The organism is Comamonas sp. 26, from assembly GCF_002754475.1.
Taxonomy (GTDB): domain Bacteria; phylum Pseudomonadota; class Gammaproteobacteria; order Burkholderiales; family Burkholderiaceae_C; genus Comamonas.
In genome coordinates this window covers 3,044,887-3,062,903 of the sequence record NZ_PEFL01000001.1, presented here as the reverse complement: position 1 = coordinate 3,062,903, position 18,017 = coordinate 3,044,887, and the positions used below count along the sequence as shown (strand labels likewise).

Annotated in this window: 19 protein-coding genes, 1 tRNA gene and 1 pseudogene; 19 read left to right on the top strand and 2 right to left on the bottom strand. The window is 59.1% G+C overall.

From position 1 onward, the window contains the following. Positions 1-196: 196 nt before the first annotated feature. The 9 genes from CLU84_RS14240 to CLU84_RS14205 all read left to right on the top strand — a co-directional run bounded on the left by CLU84_RS14240 (position 197) and on the right by CLU84_RS14205 (position 7,652). Positions 197-2,881 (top strand): host specificity factor TipJ family phage tail protein, encoded by a 2,685-nt coding sequence (locus CLU84_RS14240; protein WP_099737725.1) that lies wholly within the window; start codon positions 197-199, stop codon positions 2,879-2,881. A gap of 83 nt (positions 2,882-2,964) precedes the next feature. After that, positions 2,965-4,938: an SGNH/GDSL hydrolase family protein gene (locus tag CLU84_RS14235; protein WP_099737724.1), complete on the top strand. Its 1,974-nt coding sequence runs from the start codon at positions 2,965-2,967 to the stop codon at positions 4,936-4,938. Positions 4,939-4,977: 39 nt separating this feature from the next. Next, entirely contained in the window at positions 4,978-5,370 is a 393-nt protein-coding gene (locus CLU84_RS14230) for a hypothetical protein (RefSeq protein WP_099737723.1), read from the top strand. After that, on the top strand, positions 5,367-5,654 hold the full coding sequence (locus tag CLU84_RS14225) for a hypothetical protein (RefSeq protein ID WP_099737722.1): 288 nt from the start codon (positions 5,367-5,369) through the stop codon (positions 5,652-5,654). The genes CLU84_RS14230 and CLU84_RS14225 overlap by 4 nt, the downstream gene beginning before the upstream one ends. Next, a complete protein-coding gene (locus CLU84_RS14220) occupies positions 5,651-6,190 on the top strand; it encodes a hypothetical protein (protein ID WP_099737721.1) in 540 nt (179 codons plus the stop codon). Before CLU84_RS14225 ends, CLU84_RS14220 begins: the two co-directional genes overlap by 4 nt. Further along, a complete protein-coding gene (locus CLU84_RS14215; RefSeq protein ID WP_099737720.1) occupies positions 6,187-6,582 on the top strand; it encodes a hypothetical protein in 396 nt (131 codons plus the stop codon). Before CLU84_RS14220 ends, CLU84_RS14215 begins: the two co-directional genes overlap by 4 nt. Further along, the gene (locus CLU84_RS14210; RefSeq protein ID WP_099737719.1) at positions 6,582-6,878 is read left to right on the top strand and encodes a hypothetical protein; all 297 of its coding nucleotides are present in this window, start codon (positions 6,582-6,584) and stop codon (positions 6,876-6,878) included. Before CLU84_RS14215 ends, CLU84_RS14210 begins: the two co-directional genes overlap by 1 nt. 170 nt (positions 6,879-7,048) lie before the next feature. Next, on the top strand, positions 7,049-7,369 hold the full coding sequence (locus tag CLU84_RS21940) for a hypothetical protein (RefSeq protein ID WP_144445467.1): 321 nt from the start codon (positions 7,049-7,051) through the stop codon (positions 7,367-7,369). A gap of 31 nt (positions 7,370-7,400) precedes the next feature. Next, positions 7,401-7,652, top strand: a complete 252-nt coding sequence (locus tag CLU84_RS14205; RefSeq protein ID WP_099737718.1) for a hypothetical protein — start codon at positions 7,401-7,403, stop codon at positions 7,650-7,652. A 69-nt stretch (positions 7,653-7,721) separates the two neighbouring features. Here the strand turns inward: CLU84_RS14205 and CLU84_RS14200 are convergent. Together CLU84_RS14200 and CLU84_RS14195 are read right to left on the bottom strand one after the other, a co-directional pair. Beyond that, a pseudogene (locus tag CLU84_RS14200) lies at positions 7,722-9,019 on the bottom strand (Y-family DNA polymerase). Between the two features lie 6 nt (positions 9,020-9,025). Next, positions 9,026-9,439, bottom strand: a complete 414-nt coding sequence (locus CLU84_RS14195; protein ID WP_182312461.1) for a LexA family transcriptional regulator — start codon at positions 9,437-9,439, stop codon at positions 9,026-9,028. 115 nt (positions 9,440-9,554) lie between these two features. On the opposite strand from CLU84_RS14195, the gene CLU84_RS22070 reads away from it, so the two are divergent. The 10 genes from CLU84_RS22070 (at position 9,555) to CLU84_RS14150 (ending at position 17,999) form a co-directional block, all read left to right on the top strand. Next, positions 9,555-9,664 (top strand) — tRNA-Cys (locus CLU84_RS22070). A 201-nt stretch (positions 9,665-9,865) separates the two neighbouring features. Continuing rightward, a complete protein-coding gene (locus tag CLU84_RS14190; RefSeq protein ID WP_099737716.1) occupies positions 9,866-10,597 on the top strand; it encodes an SDR family NAD(P)-dependent oxidoreductase in 732 nt (243 codons plus the stop codon). A gap of 11 nt (positions 10,598-10,608) precedes the next feature. Beyond that, positions 10,609-11,376 (top strand): SDR family NAD(P)-dependent oxidoreductase, encoded by a 768-nt coding sequence (locus CLU84_RS14185; RefSeq protein ID WP_099737715.1) that lies wholly within the window; start codon positions 10,609-10,611, stop codon positions 11,374-11,376. 13 nt (positions 11,377-11,389) lie between these two features. Then, positions 11,390-12,037, top strand: a complete 648-nt coding sequence (locus tag CLU84_RS14180) for a nuclear transport factor 2 family protein (protein ID WP_099737714.1) — start codon at positions 11,390-11,392, stop codon at positions 12,035-12,037. 9 nt (positions 12,038-12,046) lie between these two features. Beyond that, entirely contained in the window at positions 12,047-13,129 is a 1,083-nt protein-coding gene (locus CLU84_RS14175) for an alkene reductase (RefSeq protein ID WP_099737713.1), read from the top strand. A gap of 309 nt (positions 13,130-13,438) precedes the next feature. Beyond that, on the top strand, positions 13,439-14,341 hold the full coding sequence (locus CLU84_RS14170) for a VOC family protein (protein WP_199173738.1): 903 nt from the start codon (positions 13,439-13,441) through the stop codon (positions 14,339-14,341). A 15-nt stretch (positions 14,342-14,356) separates the two neighbouring features. Further along, the gene (locus CLU84_RS14165; RefSeq protein ID WP_099737711.1) at positions 14,357-15,235 is read left to right on the top strand and encodes a CoA transferase subunit A; all 879 of its coding nucleotides are present in this window, start codon (positions 14,357-14,359) and stop codon (positions 15,233-15,235) included. A gap of 10 nt (positions 15,236-15,245) precedes the next feature. Then, positions 15,246-16,016: a CoA-transferase subunit beta gene (locus tag CLU84_RS14160; protein ID WP_099737710.1), complete on the top strand. Its 771-nt coding sequence runs from the start codon at positions 15,246-15,248 to the stop codon at positions 16,014-16,016. 1 nt (position 16,017) lies between these two features. Further along, the gene (locus CLU84_RS14155; protein WP_099737709.1) at positions 16,018-16,923 is read left to right on the top strand and encodes an enoyl-CoA hydratase; all 906 of its coding nucleotides are present in this window, start codon (positions 16,018-16,020) and stop codon (positions 16,921-16,923) included. Next, entirely contained in the window at positions 16,920-17,999 is a 1,080-nt protein-coding gene (locus CLU84_RS14150) for a nitronate monooxygenase family protein (RefSeq protein WP_099737708.1), read from the top strand. Before CLU84_RS14155 ends, CLU84_RS14150 begins: the two co-directional genes overlap by 4 nt. The last annotated feature ends 18 nt before the right edge of the window (positions 18,000-18,017 follow it).

The following is an 18,017-nucleotide window of genomic DNA, read 5'->3' as shown; positions in this document are numbered from 1 at the left end:
GCCCTGCATGGCTTCGCGCCGTGCGCCCCTCGGGTGGGCGCGGTTGCCACGGCCTGGAGGGCCAGCCTGTGCGTGCATGTGGGGCTGTTGGTTCAGGTGGACGGCCAGCTGCGAATACTCGAAACCGATGAGCCCGATGGGCCATGTCTGACTGCTCTCAACCGATTTCAGGCCCGCTACACGCGGGTTTTGTTTTATGACGATCAAGATTTACCCCGGTCAGATGCCGAGCCAGCCTGTGGAGTCGCACCCGTGGGCGGGCACGATTGCGGGCTGGTTTGCGGCGGTGGGCATTGACTATGCGGCGCGCGAGATCCAGCCCATCACGCTGCATCTGAATGGCGTGTTGCTGCCGGTGGAGGCCTGGGCTGAGACGGTGATCAGCAATGAAGACCAGGTTGATATCCGCCCCATCCCTCATGGCGGCGTCTTCAAGCTGGTGGGCAGCATCTTCAACTTCTTCTTCGGCTGGCTGCTCCCATCGACCAGCAATCAGCGCTACGACACGCCGCAGGGCAAGCAGCTGAGTTCGGCCGAGGGCAAGGCGAACACGGCAAAGCTCAACGGCGTGGTGCCTGAGCTGCTGGGCCAGTTCATCCGCTACCCGGACTATCTGACCCCGCCGCGCCGCTACTTCAGCACGCCGCGCGAGCAGTGGCTGGAGATGCTGCTCTGTGTCGGTCCCGGCCAGTACCTGATCGAACCGGCCACGGTCAAGATCGGCAACACGCCGCTGAGCACACTGGAGGGCGCTGAGTTCACAGTGCATGGCCCTGGCGCCGATATCGGCGGCATCACCCAGCATGAAAACTGGTACAGCTGCCCGGAGGTGGGTGGCACCAGCGCCGGCACTGCGGGGCTTGAGCTGAGCGCCATTGACTCTGGCAACGTCAACCCCACGGCCAGCAGCTATGCGCTCAATGGCGCGCAGATCACTGCTGATGTGGATTGGCCCAATGCCTGGGGCTCTGGCACTGCCATGTCGCTGATGTTTGAGCAGGACGTGACGGTCGCCAAGGTGCTTTTGACGGGCGAAGAGGGCGGCTCCTACAACACCTTCACCGCCGACTGGCGCGAGATTGCGCCATCGCTGTGGATGCTGCTCACGGCATCCGGTGCGCTGACCGGCTCGCTGCGGGTGGAATCTGTGGCCGGCAACATGATCACCCTGGGGGAGCCGGTCAGCGATGGCGATGGGGGCTTCACCTATAAGCTCATCAGCGGCCTGCCCGATGGGGTCATATCGCTGGCCGTGTGCCGAGCTGGGCGCACCTACACGGCTGCGTCAGTGGCGGGACAGGTGCTGACGCTTGCACCCAGCGAGGGCGGCAGCTGGGCGGGCTTTGCGCCGCGCACAGTGCCGGCGGCAAAGGCCACGTTTGCCGTTCAGGCGGAAACTGTCTACGGTGAGCAGGCCGGCCCCTTTGTGGGATGCCCGGCCGCTGAGGTCTCCAGCACGCTGGAGGTGGACATCTTTTTCAGCCAGGGCCTTTGCTATGTCTCCGACAAGGGGGAGGTGCAGGGCAGATCCGTGGGGGTGGAGATCCAATACCGGGACTATGCCGCCGCCGGCACCTGGCAGAGCGTGGTCAAGTGGTACAGCGATGCCACCATGGACCAGATCGGCTTCACCGAGCGCATCGCCTTGCCCTATGCCATGCGGCCGCAGGTACGGGTGCGGCGCCGGGGTGCCAAGAGCACCAGCACGCAGGTACACGATGAGGTGCAGTGGTATGCCATGCGTACCCGGCTGCCCGCGCGCACCAGCTACCCGGACTGGACCACGCTGAGCGTGCGGGTGCGGGGCCTGGGGCAAATCGCGGCCAGGTCAGAGAATCAGCTCAACCTGGTGGCCACGCGCATGCTGCCCGTGCTGCAGGGCGATGGCTCCTGGACCGCTCCCCAGCCTACCCGCGATATCTCGGCTGCTCTTCGGCACATCTGCAGCACTGTGGGTTATGGGCTGGACAGCATCGACATGGCAGAGCTGCAGCGCCTGCATGGAATCTGGACGGCTCGCGGTGAAACGGCAGACCATGTGTTTGACGAAACCACGGTGCTTGCAGCATTGCAGGCAGTGTTGGCTGCCGGCATGGCCGAGCTGACGATTGATGACGGCCTGCTGCGCCCTGTGCGCGCTGGTGTACGCACGGTCGAGGACGGGCATGCCTACAGCGCGCAGAACACCACGGAGGGCATCGCGCGCTCATTCAGTGGTATCCGGCCCGATGACAACGATGGCGTGGAAGTGGAGTACAGCGATGCCAGTGACAACTGGAATACCAAGACGGTGGCCTGTGTGCTGCCTGGCTCGCTGGGCATCAAGCTGGAAAAGCTCAAGGTACTGGGGGTGACAGACCGCACGCGCGCCTGGCGCATCGGCATGCGCCGCGCCAGGCAGCTGCGGTATGAACGCTGGACATACAGCTTCACCACGGAGCTGGATGCGCTGAGCAACAGCTACGGCGACTTTGTCAGCCTGGTCGACGACATCCCCGGTTTCGGCCAGTCGGCCCTGCTCACTGGCATCAGCAATGCCGGCGGTCAAGCCCGGCTGGAAGTGACGGAGCCGCTGCGCTGGGATGGAGTAGATCCGTATGTCGTGGCGTTTCGCAAGGCGGATGGCACGTTGGCCGGTCCATGGTCGGCAGCTAAAGGGGTAAGCGCGTATGAAGTGATGGCCCCGATCCCGGTCGGGGAGTGGCCGCAGATCAAGCTGCCGGAGCCGCCCCATGTGTATTTCGGGCCGGTCACTCGCTGGAGCTTTCCGGCCATCGTCAAGAAGGTCAGCCCCAGCGGCACCGATGGAGCCAGCGTGCAGTGCGTGAACTACGACGCGCGCATCTTTGACGACGACAACAACGCACCGCCACCGCTTTGAGTAGCCGGCCACCTGGCCGTAGAGATCTTCAACACCCGCCCGCATGGTTCGCCCAGCGGGCTTTTTGTTTTGTGCGAGGACACATGACGACATTCGACACAGGCAACCCGCTGGGGAGCCCAGATCCCCGTGATCTGTTTGACAACGCGCAGAACACCGATGACGCGGTAAACGGCGAGGGCAAGACTTGGGTGGATCGGTTTGGCCGCACTCGCGTCTCTATGAAGGGCGTGGAGGAGGCCGTGCCTGATGCGATTGCTGCCAGGGATGACGCTACATCGGCCCGGGATGCGGCTGTCTTAGCGCGCGATGCATCTGTCGCTGCCGCTGGTCCTATGTATTTGACCGAAGCTGCCGGCCGAGCAGCTGTAGCCGATGGCGAAACCTTCAAGGTTCAAGGCAGTGGAAATGTGGCGACGACTATGTATCGCCGTACCAGCGCCGCAGTTAGCACTTTGGTGGCTGAATTTCCTTCTGTGGCCGCTGTAGACGGCGTATCTCGGGCATTCCAGGGTGCTGTTCCGGTTGAAATCTACAGTGCCGCCAATGAGTTTGTTGGCTACTACCTTCGCACGTCCGATGGTGCCCTGTCGGCATCAGCTACTGCGGCATGTGCGTTTATCCCTGTCACACCAGGCAATACCTATCGGATTAAAGCCTCGTCGTTTAGCGCTTCCAACTTCAAGCTAGCCTACCGAGCCAGTAAGGCCTTGACTGTTGGTGCATCTATTGCTGTCGGTGTGCTTGTTGATAGAGGCGTTGCCGGTGAGCGCGAGTTCACTGTGCCTAACGATGCCAGCATCAAGTATGCATGCATCAACGTCATGCTTTCCAGTGGGGCTTGGGACATCCGCGGCAGTGTCTCTGTCCATGTGATATCGGCCATTGACTTCCCGGACGCGACGGCGCGCGCCGCAGTGTCGGGCCTCATTGCGCAAGAGCCCGTCGGTAAGGGTGACCTGGGTAGCTTGGTTGTAAACCTGTATGACGCATCGCGAAACGTCGCAGACCGCTATATCAACCTGGCCTCGGGCTCTGCAAACTACGGAAATATCTCCGTATCAGCGGGCACGATGCTTGGGCGTTTTCCTGTTACTCCGGGGCTCACCTATCGGATTACTGCATCCTCGTTCTCGTCGACGACATTCGGGGTCATTCTGAAGGCAAACGACGATCCGCTGGATATTTACTCGCTCAATGGACTGGAGCCATTGGTCGCTGAGACTTCGTCCACACGCTTACTGTCCGTGCCTTTGGGGAGCAGCGCAAAATTTGCCTTCTTGAACTTAGTTTTCCCAAGTTTCAGTTGGGATATTCGCGCCTCTTTAAAGATCGAAGTCGTCGAAGAGATCGGCTCCATACGTGGGCGGCATCTGGCTGATGCAGTTGCCCGGCAACTGTTCTCTGGATCGACTGCTGGGCGATTGCGCGGCAAGCGCTGGGTCGTTGTTGGCGACAGCATTACTCAGAAGACCTACCGATCCAATCTCAACTATCACGACTATGTGAGCCAGCTGGTCGGCGGGATGCTGATCGACAACTATGGCATTGGTGGGAGCGGCTATTACAACCGCAGCGGTGTTGCAGACACGATCACGTCATCACCTGATTTCATCACCGTCTTCCTGGGAACCAACGATTGGGCTGGTGCAGGTGGGACCAATCTCCCATTGGGGGCCTTTGGTGACACAGGTACGGCGACCATGTCCGGTTGCATCAATACCTTGTTGAGCGGGTTGATTGCCAAGTTCTTCGGTGTGCCCATCGGCGTTGTCACGCCTCTGCCTCGTTTCAGTAATTGGGGAAGTGCGGCGGCTCCAAATGCTTCGGGCTATACGCTGAAGCAACTTTCCGAGCTAATCAAGCAATATGCGGCGCATTACTCGCTGCCTTGGCTTGATCTTTACTCCTCATCGAATCTGCCTGTATGGATTGCAGCTGCCAATGAGCTGTATTTCACCGCACCAGGTGAGACAGTGCCTGACGGCTTACACCCCAATGATGCTGGACATCAGGTGATGGGCCGAAAGTTCATCGAATTGCTCGCTCGTCTCTAGCCCCGCTTCGGCGGGTTTTTTTATGCCCGAGGGAGGGCTATGAATCAACTGGAACCAACCAATGTTGCGATTGCGCTGGCATCAGTGCTCTTCGGCCCCGCGCTGGCCGGTGTGATAGGTCCGTATGCCGTGATCCTGATCGCATCGACAGTGGGTGCGGCCTGGGCATTGGGGCGGCGTGACCCATCGGCCAGGTTGGGCGCGGCAGGGTACTTCCTGCGGCTCAATGCGACGGCACTGCTGATCACTGCGGGTTTGTCAACGCTTGCGGGCGGATGGCTGGGCTTTGAGGAAACCAACTGGATGCTTGCCCCTATTGCATTGCTTGTGGGCGGCATTGGTGACGACTGGCCCCGGCTGGCCCGCTGGGTGTTTGAGCGCCTAGGGCGAATTCTGGAGCGCCGCGCCGGCGGTGATGGAGGTGCGACATGACGTGGGAAACCCATCAGCTCATCGCAATGGTCAATCTCGCCATCTGCCTGGCCATTGGCTGGGCCTGTATCTGCCGGCTGAACTCGAACATCAGCCGGCGATTTCGGCTAGCCCGCGCTCGCTACGCGCTGCTGCTAGCCGGGGCCATGTCGTCTGGCTTGCAGCCGTTGATGTTTGGCACCTGGTCAAGCATCGCAGACGTAATTTTCAACTCGGCCGTGCTGGCCGGGCTCGTACTCAACGTGGTGCGCTGGTATGCGCCCGAGAAACAGGAGGCGTCATGACGCTTGATCAAATTATCAAGACCGGTATCAATCCGGCGCTGGCCCTGCTGTCTCCCGGCATGGATACGCCGCAGGCTCGGGTGATGCTGCTGACCATCGGTCTGCAGGAAAGCCGCTTCGAGCACCGCTATCAGATCGTGCAAGGGCGCCCGGGCGCGAAGGGCCCGGCGCGCGGCTTCTGGCAGTTCGAGCTTGGCACTGCAGCCAGCCGAGGCGGCGTCTGGGGTGTGTTTTTGCACTCAGCCAGCAATGAACCGCTCAAGCAGGTCGCAATGCAGCGCGGTGTAGCACTGTCGCCTACAGCGATCTGGCAGGCCATAGAGACTGATGATGTGCTTGCAGCTGCACTTGCTCGCCTGCTGCTGTGGACTGATCCCAAGGCGTTGCCCAAGCTGGGCGACGCAGAGACCGCATGGCAACAGTATCTGCGCACCTGGCGCCCTGGTGCCTATGAGCGCGGCAATGCTCAGCAGCGTGTGGATCTGCGCGCAAAGTGGGCCCGCAACTATGCCCAGGCGCTGGAGGCAGTGCAATGACGGCCGCAGCAAAAGCTGCTGCAGCGCTTGCCCTGGCGCTGCTGCTGAGCTTGGCGGGCAATGTGGTCCTGGCCCTGATGTACGTGGGTCAGCGTGACGCGGCAACCCTGGCCAGATCCAATGCCGATCATGCGGCCGATAAGGAATCGCTGGCGCGCAGGAGTGCAGACGTATGCACAAAAGCTGTTGATGCGCTGCAGCTGGCTGGTGATGGTCTCAAGCGCGAGCGCGACCAGGCGCGGGCACAAGCGGCTACGGTCGCTGCTGGCCATAAGGCCCGCGCAGACAAGATCCTGAGCACGCCGGTGTCAGTGCCTGGCGATGCATGCGCAAGCGCACAGGCCCGAGTGGCTGAGCTGCTGGCGTCCCGGAAGTCTGGAGGAGGTCAGTGATGCGCCGTCTATCCCTACTCTCGGCTGCGCTGGCGGCTGCTATCCTCCTGGCTGGTTGCGGAGCAACGCCGCCGGCGAGGGTCGAGATTCAACAGGTCAAGGTCGCTGTACCTGTGCCCTGTGATGAGCCTGAGCCAGAGCGGCCGAGCATGCCGACCGAGCACCTGCCGGCTGGTGCAGACGTGGACATGTACGTCCAAGCCTCCGGCGCCGAGCTTGAGCGCCGCGAGGGCTACGAAACCGAGTTGCAAGCGGCGCTGGCCAACTGCAAGCGGCCGCTCAAAGCGGCCATCTAAATATGAAAGCCTCCCCGGTGCTTCGGCATCGGGGAGGCTTTTCTGCATTTTGGTTTTGCAGAACTCATGACATGTTGTTCTAGCGGTTAAAGTACACTATATTTGTGTTGCAAAAAATGATTTTCAATATTTTTCAAACCTCGTAAGCACTGCATGCTTTAAGGATTTTCATGCCAACAGCATTTACTATTGATGGTGGTGAAATAAATTTTGGCGAGCACGTTGCAATATATGGCTGGGATGTCGGTATAGATTTGCGAAATGGTGCAGACTTGGATATTTCAAATGTTTCCATATATGCTGGAGTTGGAGTCAAAGCAGCCGATGCTGGAAACATAACCGCGAAAAATTGCACGTTCACTGAAATTCCTGAATGGGTTATATCGGGAAGATATACCAGTCCTGTAGGCTTTTCTGGAAAATTTTTGAAATATAAAGTTCTCCTGGACCCGGAAATTGCCCGTTCCAGAAAATGGTGGAAGAGTAAGTAGTTACGTTTTTCTTGTATAGGAGTGCCAGCGGATGACGATGTTTGATGTTAAGGGTGCAAAAAAAGTTAATCTCGATGGAAATATCACAACGGGAGACAAGATACTAAAGGGTCGAAATATTGATGAATTGAATGGGAGAAACAATATTGCGCTTGGTGAAGGGAAAAGCAATAAGGGTCTGATGAATAATATTTTCTACCCTGCAATTGCTGCAATATTGGCTGCATTGTGTATTGGTATGGCAGTATATTTTGTCCCTGAATTAAAGCAATTTCTTAAGTAAATTAGGTGGGGGCCGCGTAAGAAATTTATTTTGTCGCGCACGTTCGCATGCTAGGCTGATTCCTGTTTATTAGGCTCTAGCGATCGGTATTTCTTCAATCTTTGTTGTGTACCGTGGAGTGCGAAGCTCTTGGCGCATGCGCCAGCCGCTCTCATCCTGCTCGGGCAAGCCGGTGCTGGCGACATGCACCGTGCCCTTGCCGAAGCGCTTGTTGACCTTGTCCATGGCTTCCATCAGCTTGCTTTGATCGCGGCCGGGTTCCTCGAAAAGCAGGTCGCCTTGTTGCACGGTTGCCGAGCACAGATCCTGCAGCATCACCCCGGCCTTGGAGAGCTGGTAGCCGGGCTCATAGATCATGCGCAAGCCGCGCACCGCTGCGTTCACTAGGGCCTTAGTGTCGGAGGACGGGGGCTGCAACTGCATCACGGCCATTTTGTAAAACCTGGGACCGGGTCTGAATGGCGAGGTGTGCGCGAAAACATGCAGGGCACCTGCGCGCAAGCCACCAGCGCGCAGCTTTTCTGAGGCCCTGGTTGCAAATTCGCTCACGGCTTCAATCAGTGGGGGGAGGGTGGTGATGGGGTGGCCGAAGCTGCGAGTGCATGCAATCTGCTTTTTGGCGGCTGGGGCCAACTCCAAGCTCATGCAGCTGACGCCTTGCAGCTCGCGCACGGTGCGCTCCAGCACGACGCTCCAGCCATCGCGCGCGGCATGAGCGGGCAGCCTGGCAAGGTCCAGCGCCGTCAGCACGCCTTGCTCGGCCAGTTGGGCCGAGATGCGCCGGCCACGCCCCAGATCTCGCCGGCAGGCGTGCGGCCTAGAATGTTGATGCGCTGCTGCTTGGACAGCTCGGCCCAGTTGCAGACCCGCTGCAGCTCGGCGGGGTAGCTGCCCGGCTTGCGCTCTGAATCCTTGGCAACATGGTTGCAGAGCTTGGCCAAGGTCTTGGTGGGAGCCAGGCCCACGCATGTCGGGATGCCGGTCCATTTCAGAATGCGTGCACGAATGGCGAAGGCGCGCCGGGTCAGATCCCGCACGCCGTCCAGATCTCCGATGAATGACTCATCAATGCTGTAGATCTCCTGGGTAGGGCCCAGGCCGGCAGCCAGGGTCATCATGCGGTCGCTCATGTCGCCGTACAGCTCAAAATTCGGGGAGAGGCAGACAAGGCCTTTGTGCTCGACCAGATCGCGCAACTGAAAAAACGGCTGGCCCATCTTCACGCCCAGGGCCTTAGCCTCGTCGGAGCGTGAGATGGCGCAGCCGTCGTTATTGCTCAGGACGACGACAGGGATGCCCTCAAGAGCAGGCCGGAAAGCCCGCTCGCAGCTGACGTAGAAGTTGTTGCCATCGATGAGCGCGAACATACATGCTCATGCAAAGCGTTTGATGCAGGACTTGACCACGCCCCAGATTGCGAGCTCTTGGTTCTCTTTGGGGACGATGTCGGGATAGGTCGGGTTGCCGGCCTTGAGCTTGAAGCAGCCGCCAGCGTTGTGCAGCACCTTAACGGTGAAGTCGTTATCAAGCAGGGCCACGACGATGCTGCCATGGCGTGGGCGCAGTGCCCGGTCAACCACGATGAGGTCGCCGTCATCGATGCCGTACTCGCGCATGGATGGCCCGGCCACCCGCAATAGGTACGTGGCCTGCGGGTGCTCAACCAGCAGCTCGGCTATGTCCAGCCGTTTGCCGGAGAAGTCCTCGGCTGGAGAGGGGAAGCCTGCGCGCACGCTGCAATCTGCCAGAGGCAAAGCAACTGGGGAGGCAGTGAGTTGGACGGGCATGCCGCTCAAGAGTCGATGACTGTACATGCATACAGTATATAGATTGATTGAAATCAAACTCTATGAATCCACTATGCCGCCGTATGCTTTCGACGCTAGCTGTTCATCTTTAGTCGGCATCGATATCAGTGGGTATGAGCGGTTTGGTCGCAAGTTATTGATTCTTAATGGATATAGTGGATTGCAAATCCGGTTAGACCAGTTCGACTCTGGTTCGCGCCTCCAAAATAAGCCAGAACTCTCACGAGTTCTGGCTTTTTTATTTCAGATCCAAGATTCTCTTTTCGAACGCCAGTATTGCGCTGCGTGCTCCTGATTGAGTAGCAAATTAAACAAATTTGCTTAGTCTTGATGGACGATGGGCTGAATCCATTTTCTTTTTACGCTGTCTCCATATCTTGATTGCACATCAACAAGGAGACAAAAATGCGTTTAACAGGAAAAGTGGCCGTGGTCACAGGGGCCGGCCAAGGCATGGGCCGTGCGATTGCACAGCGTTTTGCAGATGAAGGCGCTACCGTGGTGGCGGTTGATCTGAACGAAGAAGCTGCCAAGCAGACGCTGGAAGGCAAGGGCGGCAAGCACCTGGCACGTTCCGTCAACGTGGGTGACAGCGCAGCCATTGACACGCTGTTTGCTGAAATCAAGCAAAACCTGGGCTCTGTGGATGTGCTGGTGAACAATGCAGGCGTGGGCTCTGTGGATCAGTTTGCCGATATCACCGATGCCACCTGGGAGCGCGTGATTGGCGTGAACCTGAATGGTGCTTTCTACTGCGCCCGTGCAGCGGTCAAGCAGATGCAAGAAGGCCAGGGCGGCGCCATCGTCAACATCTCCAGCACCTCGGCTGTCAGCGGTGACGGCCCTGCTCACTACTGCGCTTCCAAGGCTGCGCTGATGGGTCTGACCCGTGGCATGGCCAAGGAACTGGCCTCCAAGAAGATCCGCGTGAACACGCTGGTTCCCGGCCCCACCAACACACCCATGATGCAAGGCATTCCTCAGGAATGGGCTGATGCCATCATCGCTGGCGTGCCCATGGGCCGCATGGCCGAACCCGATGACATTGCCAAGGTGGCAGTGTTCCTGGCCAGCGATGACAGCGGTTTTGTGACCGGTCAGAACGTGGCAGTCAACGGCGGCAGCGCCTTCCTGTAAGGAGTATGAATATGAGCAAGCGTCTGGAAGGCAAAGTGGCATTCGTTACCGGTGGTAGCTCCGGCATTGGTGCTTCAACGGCAGAGCGTTTCGCCCAAGAGGGTGCCACGGTGGTGATTTGCGGTCGCCGCAAGGAAGCGCTGGATGAAGTCGTTGCCAAGATCAAGGCAGCGGGCGGCAAGGCTGAAGCGGTTGTGGCCGATGTGGGGATTGAGGCTCAAATTGTGGGCGCGCTGGAGCAAACTGCACAGGCGCACGGCAAGCTGGACATTCTGGTGAACAACGCCATGGCCTATACCTGGGGTGGCATTGAAGCCATGTCCACGCAAGACTGGCAAGCCAACTTCGGCACGTCGGTGGACGGTACTTTCTGGGGCACGCGCACGGCCTTGAAGCTGATGAAGAATGGTGGCGGCTCCATCATCAACCTCAGCTCGATCTGCGGCACGCTGGGCACACCCTATATGGCGGGCTACTCGGCAGCCAAGGCTGCGGTGATTAATTTCTCGCGTGCAGCGGCTGCCGAAGGTGCTGCTGCGGGTGTGCGCGTGAACGTGATCATTCCTGCGGTGATCGAAACGCCCGCCACTGCCGGCATGTTGGCTGATGAGGCGTCTCGCCAGACCACGGAAAAGCTGATCCCCATGGGGCGCGTCGGTCAGTCGCAAGAAGTGGCCAATGCCATTTTGTTCCTGGCCAGCGATGAGGCCAGCTATGTGACCGGTGCCTCGCTGCCTGTGGATGGCGGTCGTTCGGCTGTGCTGGTGACGGCGCTGTAAGAGAGAGTTGAAGATGAGTGAACCCGTGAATCAGTGGCCAAAAACGCTGGAAGAGCGTATCGACAGGCTGGAGTCGCTGGATGCGATTCGTCAGCTGGCTGGCAAGTACTCCCTGTCGCTGGACATGCGTGACATGGATGCCCACGTCAACCTGTTTGCACCCGATATCAAGGTGGGCAAAGACAAGGTTGGACGTGATCATTTCATGGCCTGGCAGGACAGTACGCTGCGTGACCAGTTCACGGGCACTTCCCATCATCTGGGGCAGCACATCATCGAGTTCGTGGACAAGAATCACGCCACCGGCGTCGTCTATTCCAAGAACGAGCATGAGTGCGGTGCCGAGTGGGTCATCATGCAGATGCTGTACTGGGATGACTACGAGCGCATTGACGGTGAGTGGTTCTTCCGCCGCCGTCTGCCCTGCTACTGGTATGCCACCGATCTGAATAAGCCGCCCATTGGCGACATGAAGATGCGCTGGCCCGGTCGTGAGCCCTATCACGGTGCTTTTCACGACCTGTTCCCTAGCTGGAAAGAGTTCTGGGCCAACCGCCCCGGCAAGGATGAGCTGCCACAAGTGGCAGCACCTGCGCCGCTGGAGCAGTTTCTCAAAACCATGCGCCGTGGCACGCCAGCACCGCGCATGCGTGTGCGCTAAGGAGTCGGTATGAATCAAACGCTTTTTACGCCCACCCATTTCGGCAAGATTGCACTGCAAAATCGCGTTGTCATGGCGCCCATGACGCGCAATCGCGCAGAGGTAGATGGCACGCCCACGGACATCATGGCCGAGCACTATGGTCAGCGCGGTGATGCAGGTTTGATCGTTGCTGAAGGTGCATGGCCTGAAGTGACGGGCCAAGCCTATTGCCGCCAGCCCGGCATTGAAACGGCCGAGCATGTGCGGGGCTGGCGCAAGGTGACGGATGCAGTGCATGCACGCGGTGGCTCCATCGTGCTGCAGATCATGCATTCGGGTCGCATTGGCAGCAGCCAGATCAAGCCTGCGGGTGTGCGCTCGATATCACCATCGGCCATTCAGGCGCAGGGCAAGATCTGGACCGATGCCGCTGGCATGCAGGACTTTGATGTGCCTCACGCTTTGAGTGCTGGCGAAGTGCGCAAAGCCATTGCCGAGCACGCTGCAGCCGCCAAGCGCGCTGTGGATGCGGGTTTTGATGGCGTAGAGCTGCACGGCACCAGTGGCTATCTGAGCCTGCAGTTTCTGCACTCCAGCACCAACCAGCGCACCGATGAATACGGCGGCAACGCTGCCAGCCGTGCGCGCTTTGCGGTGGAGTGTCTGGCTGCCATGGGTGAAGCGATTGGGATTGCCCGCGTGGGCCTGCGCCTGAACCCCGGCAACACCTTCAACGACACCTCGGATGAAAACTCTGAGGCCACCCATGCAGAGCTGATGCGCCAGGCAGCCAAGCTGGACATTGCCTACCTGCACGTCATGCGTGCACTGTTTGAGCCTTCAATTGATGCCTTCAAGCTGGCTCGTGAGAACTTTGGTGCCAACCTGATTCTTAACGATGGCTTTAATGCAGAAAGCGCTGAAGCGGCGCTGCAGGCTGGCGAGGGCCAGGCGGTGTCGTTTGCACGACATTTCATTGCCAACCCAGATCTGGTAATGCGCATGCGTCTGGGCTTGCCGTTGAGCAAGTTTGATCGCAACACCCTCTACACCGCTGGTGCCAAGGGCTACAACGATTATGCGCAGGCTGACGAGATTCAGACCGCCTGATTAAGAGATTGCTGGTCAGCTTTCGGGTTGATCCCTAAGTAGTTCATCGTGTTGGCCGCATTTCCTTTTGGGAGTGCGGCCTTTTTTGCTTTCTCCATTGTCGCCAGAGCGTCGGGCTGGACTACCTCAAATGGCTGAAAGGGTTTAGTCCTATTGGCTTGCATCGCTTTCTGTTTATTGGATGAGTGCTATGAAATTTGTTGCAAGAGGCCGTGATTCGTTAGTCTCAATGGACGATGTTTGTACCCCCTGTCAGAACCAGAATCCATCACATCACTAAACAAGATTTGGGTTGGAGGCCCCGGCATCATGATGGAAATACGTGGACTAGCGTACGTTGTCGCTGAGAGCTCTGATTTGGATCGCTGGGTCAGCTATGCACGTGACGTGCTTGGCATGATGCCCAGCACCACCGCTGATGGCGATTTGCTGATCAAGATGGATGAACGTCAGTTCCGCTTCCAGGTTCAGCCTGGCAGCCAGGACAAGTACTTTGCATCCGGTTGGGAAGTGGCCAACAAGGAAGCCTTTGAGCAGGCGCTCAAGGCGCTGGAAGCCGCTGATGTTCGTTACGAAATTGGCAATGCCGCACTGTGCGCCAAGCGTCGCGTGCAGCAGCTGGCTATCGTGCAGGACCCTTCGGGCAACCGCCACGAAATCGTCTGGGGCTTCAAGTCCGATTTCACCCACTTCGCATCGCCCCAAGGTGTGTCGCGCTTCATCACCGGTGACTACGGCCTGGGCCACACCGTGCTGCCCGCACCGGACTTTGACAAGACCGCAACCTTTGTGAGCGACGTGCTGGGCTTTGGTCTCTCGGACATCTACAACTTCAAGCCCGCAGGCGATGAAGGCCCGACCATCCGCATTCACTTCTTCCATTGTGCCAATGCCCGTCACCACAGCCTGGCGCTGGCTGAGTTCCCTTCTCCATCGGGCTGCGTGCACGTGATGGTCGAGGTGGACAACATGCCCGAAGTGGGCCGTGCCATGGACCGCATGCAAAAGGGCGAAGTCAAACTTTCGGCCACGCTGGGTCAGCACACCAACGACAAGATGATCTCGTTCTACATGAAGACGCCCTCCAATTTCGACCTGGAGTTCGGCTATGGCGGCGCCATCATCGACTGGGATCACCACATCACGCATGAATTCACGACCGTCAGCCTCTGGGGACACGACTTCAGCGTAGGTCGTCCTGAAAACAACTAATAGGAGGCTTGAGACATGGCCAATAAATTAATGACAGCGAAGGACGTTGTGGCATCCATCAAGGATGGCATGACGATTGGTATTGGTGGCTGGGGCCCTCGCCGCAAGCCCATGGCTCTGGTGCGAGAGCTACTGCGCAGCGACGTCAAAGATCTGACCGTGGTGGCTTATGGCGGTGCTGATGTGGGCATGTTGTGCGCCGCTGGCAAGGTCAAGAAACTGATCTTCGCCTTTGTGTCGCTGGACTTCATTCCACTGGAGCCTTACTTCCGCAAGGCCCGCCAGAACGGCTCCATCGAAGTGATGGAAATCGACGAAGGCCACATGGTGCTGGGCCTGAAGGCTGCTGGCATGCGCATTCCCTACATCCCCACTCGCGTGGGTCTGGGTACCGATGTGATCAAGCACAACAGCGGCATCAAGCTGGTGGACTCTCCTTACGACAACAAGGAGTGGGTTGCGATGCCTGCTATCAATCTGGATGTAGCCCTGCTGCATGTGGACCGCGCTGACTCGCGTGGTGTTTGCCAGATTGCAGGCCCCGATATTTATATGGACGACCTGTTTGCCCGCGCTGCTACCAATACGTTTGTGAGCTGCGACGAACTGGTTGAATCCAGCACTTTCGAGTCGGCTGACGCTGCGCGACTGGTGTTCTGGGAGCGTTCCGAGACAACTGGCGTGGTTCACCTGCCCGGCGGTGCTCACCCCACATCCTGCGCGCCTCTGTATGGCTTTGACGTCAAGCACTTCAAGGAATACGTAGCCAGCAGCAAGGAAGAGGGCGGCTGGAACGAATATCAGCAGAAGTACGTGCAGTGCACGGAGCAGGAATATCTGGAAAAAGTGGGTGGTATGGACGCAATCAAGCGCCTGCCCCTGCCTGTGTTCTAAGGAGGCAAAGATGAGTGAAATTGCATTGGTCGATCGCGTCATCTGCGCCGCGGCACGCGCCTGGGAAAAAGACGGTGAAGTTCTGGCCACCGGCATTGGCCTGGTACCACGTCTGGCGGCTTCGCTGTGCATGAAGTCCATCAACACAGATCTGATGATGACGGACTCCGAAGCCTGGGTGGTCAGCGAGCCCGTGCCCGTCGGCCCCCGTGGTGACTACAAGATCAAGCGTGAGTCCTGGATGGGCTTCTCCCGCATCTTCGACAACGTCTGGGGTGGCAAGCGCCACGCCATGGTGGGCCCCGTTCAGGTGGACCGCTTTGGTCAGGGCAACATCTCCATGGTGGGCGGCGACTACGCACGTCCCAAGTCCATGATGCTGGGCGTGCGCGGTTTTCCGGGTAACTCCATCAACCACGCCAACTCCTTCTTTGTGCCCAACCACAGCCCCAAGGTGTTTGTGTCGGGCGAGGTGGATGTGGTTGGCTCTGTGGGCTATAACCCCGCACGCCTGGCCAAGGGCTGGACGCTGGAAGAAACCACGGACATCCGTTTCATCTTCACCAACCTTTGCGTGCTGGACTTCGGTGGCCCTGACCATCAGGTGCGACTGGTCTCTCTGCACCCCGGTGTGACGGTTGGGCAGGTGCAGGAAGCCACAGGTTTCCCGGTGCATATCCCTGCCAACGTGGGGGTGACGGCCGACCCCACACCCGAGCAGCTGGCTTTGCTGGCCCAGCTCGATCCGCACAACCTGCGCGCTACGGCCATGGGAGCGTGATATGGAAAATGCAGCTTCCAGCGAATTTGTGACACGCGAAGACAAGGCCGTCTACGAAACCGACGAGCCCGTGCTCTACAGCGTGGACAACGGCATTGCCACGGTCACCATGAATCGGCCCACGTTCAACAACGTGCAGAACTCGCAGATGACCTATGCGCTGGATACTGCCTTCCGCAAGGCGACCGATGACGATAGCGTCAAGGTCATCGTGCTGCGCGGTGCAGGCAAGCACTTCAGCGCGGGGCACGATATTGGTACGCCCGGTCGAGACATCAATAAGCCTTTTGACCGTGCGCACCTGTGGTGGGATCACACCAACAAGCCCGGTGGCGAGCAATTGTTTGCCCGTGAGCAAGAGGTTTATCTGGGCATGTGCCGCCGCTGGCGCGACATTCCAAAACCTCTGATCGCCATGGTGCAAGGCGCCTGCGTGGCGGGCGGCCTGATGCTGGCCTGGGTCTGCGATCTGATTGTGGCCAGCGATGACGCGTTCTTTCAGGACCCCGTAGTGCGCATGGGCATCCCCGGCGTGGAGTACTTTGCCCACGCTCACGAGCTGCATCCCCGCATCGCCAAAGAATTCCTGCTGCTGGGCGATCGCATGACTGCAGACCGTGCCTACCAGATGGGCATGGTCAACCGCGTGGTGCCACGTGCCGAGCTGCAAGAGCAGGTCGATGCCATCGCTTTGCGCCTGACAGCCCAGCCCCGTCTGGGTCTGGCACTGACCAAGATGGTTGTCAACAAGGCTGAAGAGCTGCAGGGGCTGCGCTCCACCATGGACATGGCCTTTGGCTACCACCACTTTGCGCACGCTCACAGCCAGGCTATGGGCATGGGCCAGCTCGGCGGTCAAGACGCCAAGACCATGGCCAGCGCCAACAAGAAGGAGGTCGCGCAATGAGCGAGGTCAATGCACTGCGCACGCCTTTGTGCGATTTGCTGGGATGCCGTTACCCCATCGTCCAGACCGCCATGGGCTACGTGGCGGGTGCGGATCTGGTGATCGGTACGACAAACGCCGGTGGCTTTGGCTTTCTGGCCGGCGCCACGATTCATGCTGACAAGATTGAAGCCGAGATTCTGCGCGTCAAGCGCGAGACGGATGATCAGCCTTTCGGCCTGAACTTTCACATGTTCCAGCCCAACGCCCAGCAACTGCTGGACCTGGCCGTGAAGTATCGCCTGCGCGCCGTGAGCTATGGCCGCGGCCCGGACAAGAAGGTCATCGGCCGCCTGCGTGATGCCGACATCGTCTGCATGCCTACCGTGGGTGCTTTGAAGCACGCCCAGAAGGCTATTGAGATGGGTGCCAATGCCATCACCGTACAAGGTGGTGAAGGTGGCGGCCATACCGGCAGCGTGCCCACGACGGTGCTGCTGCCCCAGGTGGTAGACGCGGTGAGCGTGCCCGTGATTGCTGCTGGTGGTTTTTACGACGGCCGTGGCCTGCTGGCTGCGTTGGCCTTTGGTGCATCGGGCATTGCCATGGGCACGCGCTTTTTGATGACCAGCGACTCCAAGGTCCCTGATGCCACGCTGCAGCGCTACCTGGCCACCAAGGATGCCGAAAAAATTGCCGTATCGCATCTTGTCGACGGCATGCCCCAGCGCATGATTCCTAACGAATACCTGTCCATGCTGGAAAAGGCCAGTCCCATGAAGCGCCTGCGCATTGCGGTGAATCTGGCACTGAAGTGGAAGGCCGAAACCGGCATGACCACGGGCCAGGCCATGAGCATCTTCATGAAGGCCATGCGTGAGGATTCCTCCTCGGTGGCCCAGACCGTCATGGCGGCCAACGCCCCCATGCTGCTGCAGCGCTCCATGGTCGACGGCAACCCGGCCGATGGCGTGATGTCTGCCGGTCAGGTGGCCGCGCTGATTGGCAAGCTCGACAGCTGCGAAGACGTGATCAGCGGCATTGTTCGCCAGGCCATGGTCCGTCGCACTGCACTCAATGAATTGACTCCTGCGTAATAACAAGCCACTAACAGG